The sequence below is a fragment of the Streptomyces sp. NPDC058401 genome, from assembly GCF_042722885.1.
GTDB lineage: Bacteria > Actinomycetota > Actinomycetes > Streptomycetales > Streptomycetaceae > Streptomyces.
The window spans coordinates 1-8,114 of sequence record NZ_JBHXKA010000218.1; the positions used below are offsets into that span (position 1 = coordinate 1).

Below are 8,114 nucleotides of genomic sequence, written 5' to 3' on the forward strand. Positions count from 1 at the left end.
CTTGGGCAGCTTCAGTTGTGTATACGACACTGTACTATGGCCGCCTGACCGCCCCCACCAGTCCTATGGGCCTCGCCCCGCGGCACTTTGACGATGGGCCCCGACCGCATCGCGGTCGGGCCCCTTCGTCGTGCGGCGGATCCGTGTGCCGCCGACTACTCGTCGTCTTCGTCCTCGTCGTCCAGGCGGGCGAGCCAGGTCGCGAGGCGTTCCACCGGGACCTCGAAGTCCGGGTTCAGGTCGACGAAGGCGCGCAGCTGCTCGGCGAGCCACTCGAAGGTGACCTCCTCCTCGCCGCGCCGCTTCTCCAGCTCCTCGATGCCGCGATCGGTGAAGTACAAGTCGGGCTCCGTGCGGTGGTCGGGTGTTCGGTCGTGTCCCGCAAGGATAATCCGCCGACCCGCCCGGCCAGGACCTGACCGCTTTCCGCCGTTCGCGGAGCCCCTCCCCAGGGCAGGGATGAAGGGTCCGCGGCGGGAGGTATGCATGGATCACCCCGAGCCGAGCGACGGCGTGCTGCGGGCCCTCGGTTCCACCGAGCCGTCCGCCGAGGGGACCGCGCTGGTGTGCGGCGTACGGCGGGCCCGGCGGCTGCGGCTGCTGCGGGAGCTCGCGGAACTGCCCGGGGCCCGTACCGGCGAGGCGGCCGAGCGCTGGGCCCTGCTGGAAGAGGCCGGACGGCGCGACCCCCCTGCGGTGGCCGACGTCGTGCACTATCCGGCCACCGGGGTGTGGGCCGAGGAAACCCTGCGCCGGCTGCGCACGCGGCACGGACCGCCCGCCGACCTCGGACACCTCGGGGCGCTCGCCGCCGCCGCGGCGCTGCGCGCCGGGATCGGCTTCAAGATCACGCTGCGGCCCGCGCACGGACGCCTCGCCCTGCCCACCCTCGGACTGCTGCGCCCGGACCGGCCGGGCCCGCTCGCCCTGACCGAGGGCTCCTGGGACCCCGGCAACCCGGAGGCGCTCGTCCTGCACGCACTGCCCGACGGGCGGACCGCCCTCGACGACCTGGACCCCTACCGCGCCTCCGTGACGGTGCCCGCCGCCCGCCGGCTCACCCCCAAGGGGCACAAACGCTGGGACACCCAGTGGTCCGGGGCCCTCACACTGCTGCGGCGCTACGACACCGCCCGCGCGGAGGAGGCCGCGCGGCTGCTGCGCTGCCTGGTCCCGCTGTCCGGCAGCTCGCGGTCCTACGGCGGGACCCTGCCTGCGGCCGCGGGCTCCGTCCTGGCGCGGGCGCAGCCGCCGCCCGCGCTGGCCGCGACCCTCGTGTTCGAGGTGCAGCACGGGAAGCTGGCCGCCCTCGCGCAGGCGCTCCCGCTGCACACCGCCGACCGCACGGCACGGTACTGGGCCCCCTGGCGGACCGATCCACGGCCGCTGGAGGGGCTCCTGAGGGGCGCGTACGCGCACCTCGGGCTGGCGGGCTACTGGCAGCGCGCGGCGCTCTACGGGGCCAGGGGGGCGTGGGCGCAGCACGCGCGGGTGCGGGCGCAGGTGGCGGCGGTGCTGCCCGTCCTGGACGGCTGCCCGGAACTCACCGCGGGTGGGCGGGTGTTCGTCGGGGCGATGGCCGCGGCGGAGCGGGACATGGACGGGGTGTCGGCGCCGGGGGCGCGGTACGCGGTGGCCCGCGGGGTCGTGGAGCGGGACCGGGTCGCCTGGTGCGCGGCGCACCCGAACCTGGCCCCGTACGCGGCCGGCTGACGCCCGGGGCCGCCGCCGCGCGGGGCGAGGGTCCCCTACCCGCCCTTCGCCCGTTCCCCGGGCTCCGCCCGGACCTGGTCCTCAAACGCCGGACGGGCTGAAAAGGCCGGAAGGCCCGGCTCCCTCAGGGGAGCCGGGCCTTCCATCGTTCGAGCGAGCGCAGTGCTTAGGCCTCGAAGACCTCGTTCAGGAGGAGCTGCTGCTCCGCCTGGTGGCGCTTGGCCGACCCGACCGCGGGGGACGAGCCGTGCGGACGCGAGATCCGGCGCAGGCGCTCGCCCGCCGGGATGTCCGCGCCGACCGCCAGGTCGAGGTGGTCGATCAGGTTGAGGGCGATGAAGGGCCACGCGCCCTGGTTCGCCGGCTCCTCCTGGGCCCAGATGTACTTCGCCGCGTTCGGGAACTTGGCGATCTCCGCCTGGAGTTCGCTGCCCGGGAGCGGGTAGAGGCGCTCGATGCGGATGATCGCCGTGTCGGTGATGCCCCGCTTCTCGCGCTCGGCCTCCAGGTCGTAGTAGACCTTGCCCGCGCAGAAGACGACCTTGCGGATCTCGTTCGGGTCACCGGCACCCGAGGCGAGGCGCGTGTCGCCGATGACCGGACGGAACGAACCGGTCGTGAACTCCTCCGCCTTCGACGCCGCCGCCTTCAGACGCAGCATCGACTTCGGGGTGAAGACGATGAGCGGCTTGTGGTGCGGGTTGTGGACCTGCCAGCGCAGCAGGTGGAAGTAGTTCGACGGGAGGGTCGGCATCGCGACCGTCATGTTGTCCTGCGCGCACATCTGCAGGAAACGCTCCGGGCGGGCGGAGGAGTGGTCCGGGCCCTGGCCCTCGTAACCGTGCGGCAGGAGGAGCGTGACGCCGGACGTCTGGCCCCACTTCTGCTCGGCCGAGGAGATGAACTCGTCGACGACGGTCTGCGCGCCGTTGACGAAGTCACCGAACTGGGCCTCCCAGAGGACCAGCGCGTCCGGGCGGGCCAGCGAGTAGCCGTACTCGAAGCCCATGGCCGCGTACTCGGAGAGCAGCGAGTCGTAGACGTTGTAGCGGGCCTGGTCGTCCGCCAGGTAGAGCAGCGGGGTGTAGTCCTCGCCGGTCTCCCGGTCGATCAGGACCGCGTGGCGCTGGCCGAAGGTGCCGCGGCGGGAGTCCTGGCCGGACAGCCGGACCGGGGTGCCCTCCATCAGCAGCGAGCCGAAGGCCAGGGTCTCGCCCATGCCCCAGTCGATGGTGCCGTCGTCGATCATCGCCGCGCGGCGCTGCAGCTGCGGCAGCAGGCGCGGGTGGACGGTGACCGTGTCCGGGATGTTGACCTGGGCCTCGGCGATCCGCTTGACGACCTCCTGGGAGATCGCGGTGTTCACGAACACCGGGAACTCCTGCGCGACCTGGGCGGGCGCCACCGGGGCGACCGCGGGCTGCGTGGCGGCCTCGCGGACCTCCGCGAAGACCTTCTCCAGCTGGCCCTGGAAGTCCTGGAGCGCCTGCTCGGCCTCTTCCAGGGTGATGTCGCCGCGACCGATGAGGGACTCGGTGTAGAGCTTGCGCACCGAGCGCTTCTTGTCGATCAGGTCGTACATCAGCGGCTGCGTGAACGCCGGGTTGTCCGACTCGTTGTGACCGCGGCGGCGGTAGCAGATGAGGTCGATGACCACGTCCTTGTTGAACGCCTGGCGGAACTCGAAGGCGAGCCGCGCGATGCGGACCACGGCCTCCGGGTCGTCGCCGTTCACGTGGAAGATCGGCGCCTCGATCATGCGGGCCACGTCGGTCGCGTACATCGAGGAACGCGAGGACTCCGGGGCGGCGGTGAAGCCGACCTGGTTGTTGATGACCACGTGCACGGTGCCGCCGGTGCGGTAACCGCGCAGCTGCGACATGTTCAGCGTCTCGGCGACGACGCCCTGGCCCGCGAAGGCCGCGTCGCCGTGCAGGGCGACGGGCAGGACCGTGAAGTCCGTGCCGCCCTTGTTGATGATGTCCTGCTTGGCGCGGACCACGCCCTCCAGGACCGGGTCCACCGCCTCCAGGTGCGAGGGGTTCGCGACGAGCGAGACCTTGATCTGCTCGCCGTCCAGGCCCGTGAAGGTGCCGTTGGCGCCCAGGTGGTACTTGACGTCGCCGGAGCCGTGCATGGACTTCGGGTCGAGGTTGCCCTCGAACTCGCGGAAGATCTGCGCGTACGACTTGCCGACGATGTTGGCGAGCACGTTCAGGCGGCCGCGGTGGGCCATGCCGATCGCGACCTCTTCGAGGCGGGCCTCGGCGGCCGAGTCGATGACGGCGTCGAGCAGCGGGATGACGGACTCGCCGCCCTCCAGCGAGAACCGCTTCTGGCCGACGTACTTCGTCTGCAGGAAGGTCTCGAAGGCCTCCGCCGCGTTCAGCCGGCGCAGGATCCGCAGCTGCTCCTCGCGCTCCGGCTTGGTGTGCGGGCGCTCGATGCGGTCCTGGATCCAGCGGCGCTGCTTCGGGTCCTGGATGTGCATGAACTCGACGCCGGTGGTGCGGCAGTACGAGTCGCGCAGCACGCCGAGGATGTCGCGCAGCTTCATCATCGACTTGCCGGAGAAGCCGCCGACCGCGAACTCGCGCTCCAGGTCCCACAGGGTGAGGCCGTGCTCGGTGATGTCGAGGTCGGGGTGCTTGCGCTGCTTGTACTCCAGCGGGTCGGTGTCGGCCATGACGTGGCCGCGGACCCGGTAGGAGTGGATCAGCTCGAAGACGCGGGCGGCCTTCGTGACGTCGTCGTCGTGCGAGGCGTCGATGTCCCGGAGCCAGCGGACCGGCTCGTACGGGATGCGCAGCGCCTCGAAGACGTCGTCGTAGAAGCCGCTCTCGCCGAGCAGCATGTTCGCGACGACGCGCAGGAACTCGCCGGAGGCCGCGCCCTGGATGACCCGGTGGTCGTAGGTCGAGGTCAGGGTCATGACCTTGGAGATGGCCAGCTTGTTCAGGGTGTCCTGCGAGGTGCCCTGGAACTCGGCGGGGTAGTCCATGGAGCCGACGCCCATGATGACCGACTGTCCGGGCATCAGGCGGGGCACGGAGTGCACGGTGCCCAGGCCGCCGGGGTTGGTGAGGGAGACCGTCACCCCGGTGAAGTCGTCCATCGTCAGCTTGCCGATGCGGGCCCGGCGGACGATGTCCTCGTAGGCCTGCCAGAACTCGAAGAAGTTGAGGGTCTCGGCCTTCTTGATGCCGGCGACGACGAGCTGGCGGTCGCCGTTGGGCTTCACCAGGTCGATCGCGAGGCCGAAGTTGATGTGCTCCGGCTTGACCAGCGTCGGCTTGCCGTCCTTCTCCGCGAAGGAGTAGTTCATCGACGGCATGGCCTTGATGGCCTGCACCATCGCGTAGCCGATGAGGTGGGTGAAGGAGATCTTCCCGCCCCGGGCGCGCTTCAGGTGGTTGTTGATGACGATGCGGTTGTCGAACAGCAGCTTCACCGGGACGGCGCGGACGGACGTGGCCGTCGGCACTTCCAGCGAGGCGTTCATGTTCTTGACCACGGCAGCCGCCGGGCCGCGGAGCGTCACCAGTTCGGGGCCGGCAGGGGCCTCAGAGGTGGGCGCGGCGTTAGGCGCTCCAGTGGAGCCGGTGCTTGCACCGGGGGGCGCGGCCTTCTGGGGGGCTACGGAAGTGGGAGCCGCGGCGGGAGCCGGGGCCGGGGAGGCGGGGGCAGCCGGTGCGGCGGCGGCCGGGGCCTGGGAGGTGACAGTCACAGCAGGGGCACCAGAGGGGGTGGCAGGTACAGGGGCAGGTGCTGACACGGGCGTCGTGGCCGCTGCTGCGGGGGCGGCGGGCGCGAGGCTCGCCGTCCCTGTGACGGCGGCGTCGGAAGCCTGCGGGTGCGCGGCGGTGACGGGGGCGGCGGCCTGTGCGGAGGCGCCGTCCGTCGTCGTCGCGGCAGGGGGAGCGGGCCGGTCCGTGGGCTTATCCGCCTTCACCGGAGCGACAGCGCCACCCGGCTTGTAGTCGGCGAAGAAGTCCCACCAGGCCCGGTCGACCGAGTTCGGGTCCTGGAGGTACTGCTGATAGATCTCGTCGACGAGCCACTCATTCGCGCCGAAGCCCGGGGCGGGGTTCTTTCCGCCTTCTCCTGCTTCGGTCGTGGTGCTCGAGTTACTGGGGGACTGTGGCGACACGGCGGCAACCGCCCTCTTCCGCTTCACAAGGTATGGACAGCGGGAATAAAGGCTACGCCTCCCGGGCCGTGAGATGCAGACCGGGCGGGACTTACGTCGCGTAGGTCACATCGAACGGCGGGTTTCACCACCAGGAATGGCGGGAAACAAGCGTGGTTCGGACAGGAGACACCGCGGTTGCGGCCCCCTGGCTTCGCACCCCTGACGGACCCCGGCGCGTGTGGCCGAGATCATGTCCTTCCCACTCGAACCCTACGTCAACTCGGCGCCTGCGAGCTGCCCGGAAGTGTGACAAGGATCCGGCAGCCCCGAGACGATTCGGCCACTCCGATGTGGCCCCCGTGCAGGCCCACGGCCCAGCGGGCGATCGCCAGGCCCAGGCCCGTGCCGCCGTCGCCGCCCCGCGCGCTGCCCCGGTTGAAGCGCTCGAAGACCCGGTGGCGCTCCGACTCCGGGATGCCGGGACCTTCGTCCCGCACCTCGAGCACCAGACCCCCGGGCGCGTCGCCCGCCCGGGCGTGGACCGTGACCCGGCCGTGCGGGGGGCTGTGCTTGACCGCGTTGTCGATCAGGTTCGCCACCACCTGGTGCAGCCGCTCGGCGTCCGCGTACGCCGCCAGGTCCGGCGGGGACACGTCCAGATGGAGGTGGACGTCGTTGCGGGTGTGCCCGCCCGAGCCCGAGGACAGCCCCGGCCGGCCGGCCGCCGCCAGGCCCGACTCCTTCAGCACCCCCGACAGATAGGGCCACACCTCGAAGCGGCGGGCCCGCAGCGGCACCACCCCGTTGTCCACGCGGGAGAGGTCCAGCAGGGTCTCCACCAGCCGGCCGAGCCGCTCGGTCTGCTTCAGGGCCGTGCGCATCGTCTCCGGATCGGCGGCGGAGACCCCGTCCACCACGTTCTCCAGTACCGCCCGCAGGGCCGCGATCGGGGTGCGCAGCTCGTGCGAGACGTTGGCGACGAGCTCCTTGCGGTGCCGGTCCACCGCCTCCAGGTCGTCCGCCATCAGATTGATGGTGGAGGCCAGGTCGCCCAGCTCGTCGCGGCGGCCCGCCCCGCGCACCCGGCGGGTGTAGTCCCCGTGGGATATCGCCCGGGCCACCGTGGTCATGTCGTCCAGCGGCGCCGTCAGGCTGTGCGCCACGAACTGGGTGATCAGCATCGAGGCGATCACCGAGAACACCGTGATGAAGCGCACCTCGGTGGCCGTGCGCAGCGCCACCATCAGCAGACCGGTGGTGATGAAGACCGACACCACCACGAGCGTGCCCAGCTTGGTCTTGATCGAGAACGGGGAGAAGGGCCGCAGCCCCCCGGGCGGCCGCTGCCCCGGCGGCCGGTAGCCGCTCACGGCTGCGCCGGGGACTCCAGGGCGTACCCGACGCCGTGGACCGTACGGATCCGCTCGGCGCCGATCTTCCGGCGCAGCGCCTTGATGTGGCTGTCGACCGTACGGGTCCCCGAGGCGTCGGCCCAGTCCCAGACCTCGGCGAGGAGCTGCTCCCGCGAGAGCACCGCCCGCGGGGTCCCGGCCAGGCACACCAGCAGGTCGAACTCCGTCGGCGTCAGGTGCACGTCCTCGGTGTGCACGCGGACCCGGCGCTGCGCGTGGTCGATCTCCAGATCGCCCAGGCGCAGGGTGGCCCCGCGCGGGGCGTGCGCGGCCAGCGTGGCCCGCTCCACCCGCCGCAGCAGTACGTGGACCCGCGCGGCCAGCTCGCGCATCGAGAACGGCTTCGTCATGTAGTCGTCGGCGCCGACCCCCAGGCCGACGAGCATGTCGGTCTCGTCGTCCCGGGCGGTGAGCATCAGCACCGGGACGGGCCGCTGCGCCTGGACCCGGCGGCAGACCTCCAGGCCGTCGAAGCCCGGCAGCATGACGTCCAGGACCAGCAGCTCCGGCAGCCAGCCCTCGGCCGCGGCGACGGCCGCCGGCCCGTCCGCGGCCGTCTGCACCTGGAAGCCCTCGGCGCGCAGCCGCGCCGCGATGGCCTCCGCGATGGTGTGGTCGTCCTCGACGACGAGCACCCGGCGCTGCGCGCCGGGGGTGGCCGCGGCGCCGTTGTGGGTGGTGGTGTGCGTCTGTTCCATGTCCCGCCCCTGAAGATCCCGCGTGGTAGGGGTGCAGCGTAGAGGAGCGGCTGGGCTCCGGCTATGACGGGTTCGCTGCGCGGGTTCGTTGCCGAGCCCTCTGCCCCCGGACCTGCGCTTCAAACGCCGACGGGCTGGAAAATCCAGCCTCGCCGGCGT

Annotated in this window: 5 protein-coding genes; 1 reads left to right on the plus strand and 4 read right to left on the minus strand. The window is 71.8% G+C overall.

Annotation, left to right across the window (positions count from 1 at the left end; genetic code table 11):
• Nucleotides 1-155: 155 nt before the first annotated feature.
• Nucleotides 156-341, minus strand: a complete 186-nt coding sequence (locus ACFWNV_RS38290; protein WP_124439251.1) for a DUF6104 family protein — start codon at nucleotides 339-341, stop codon at nucleotides 156-158.
• A gap of 145 nt (nucleotides 342-486) precedes the next feature.
• Between ACFWNV_RS38290 and ACFWNV_RS38295 the strand changes: the two genes are divergently transcribed.
• On the plus strand, nucleotides 487-1,713 hold the full coding sequence (locus tag ACFWNV_RS38295; RefSeq protein WP_383956530.1) for an aKG-HExxH-type peptide beta-hydroxylase: 1,227 nt from the start codon (nucleotides 487-489) through the stop codon (nucleotides 1,711-1,713).
• A gap of 166 nt (nucleotides 1,714-1,879) precedes the next feature.
• Here ACFWNV_RS38295 and ACFWNV_RS38300 read toward each other — a convergent pair whose 3' ends face one another.
• The 3 genes from ACFWNV_RS38300 to ACFWNV_RS38310 all read right to left on the minus strand — a co-directional run bounded on the left by ACFWNV_RS38300 (nucleotide 1,880) and on the right by ACFWNV_RS38310 (nucleotide 7,955).
• Nucleotides 1,880-5,863 carry a multifunctional oxoglutarate decarboxylase/oxoglutarate dehydrogenase thiamine pyrophosphate-binding subunit/dihydrolipoyllysine-residue succinyltransferase subunit gene (locus ACFWNV_RS38300; RefSeq protein ID WP_383956533.1) on the minus strand — a complete coding sequence of 1,328 codons (3,984 nt, stop codon included), beginning with the start codon at nucleotides 5,861-5,863 and terminating at the stop codon, nucleotides 1,880-1,882.
• A 257-nt stretch (nucleotides 5,864-6,120) separates the two neighbouring features.
• Nucleotides 6,121-7,215, minus strand: coding sequence for an ATP-binding protein (locus tag ACFWNV_RS38305; RefSeq protein ID WP_383956536.1), 1,095 nt, complete (start codon nucleotides 7,213-7,215; stop codon nucleotides 6,121-6,123).
• Nucleotides 7,212-7,955, minus strand: coding sequence for a response regulator transcription factor (locus ACFWNV_RS38310; protein WP_383956539.1), 744 nt, complete (start codon nucleotides 7,953-7,955; stop codon nucleotides 7,212-7,214). The genes ACFWNV_RS38305 and ACFWNV_RS38310 overlap by 4 nt, the downstream gene beginning before the upstream one ends.
• Nucleotides 7,956-8,114 lie beyond the last annotated feature (159 nt).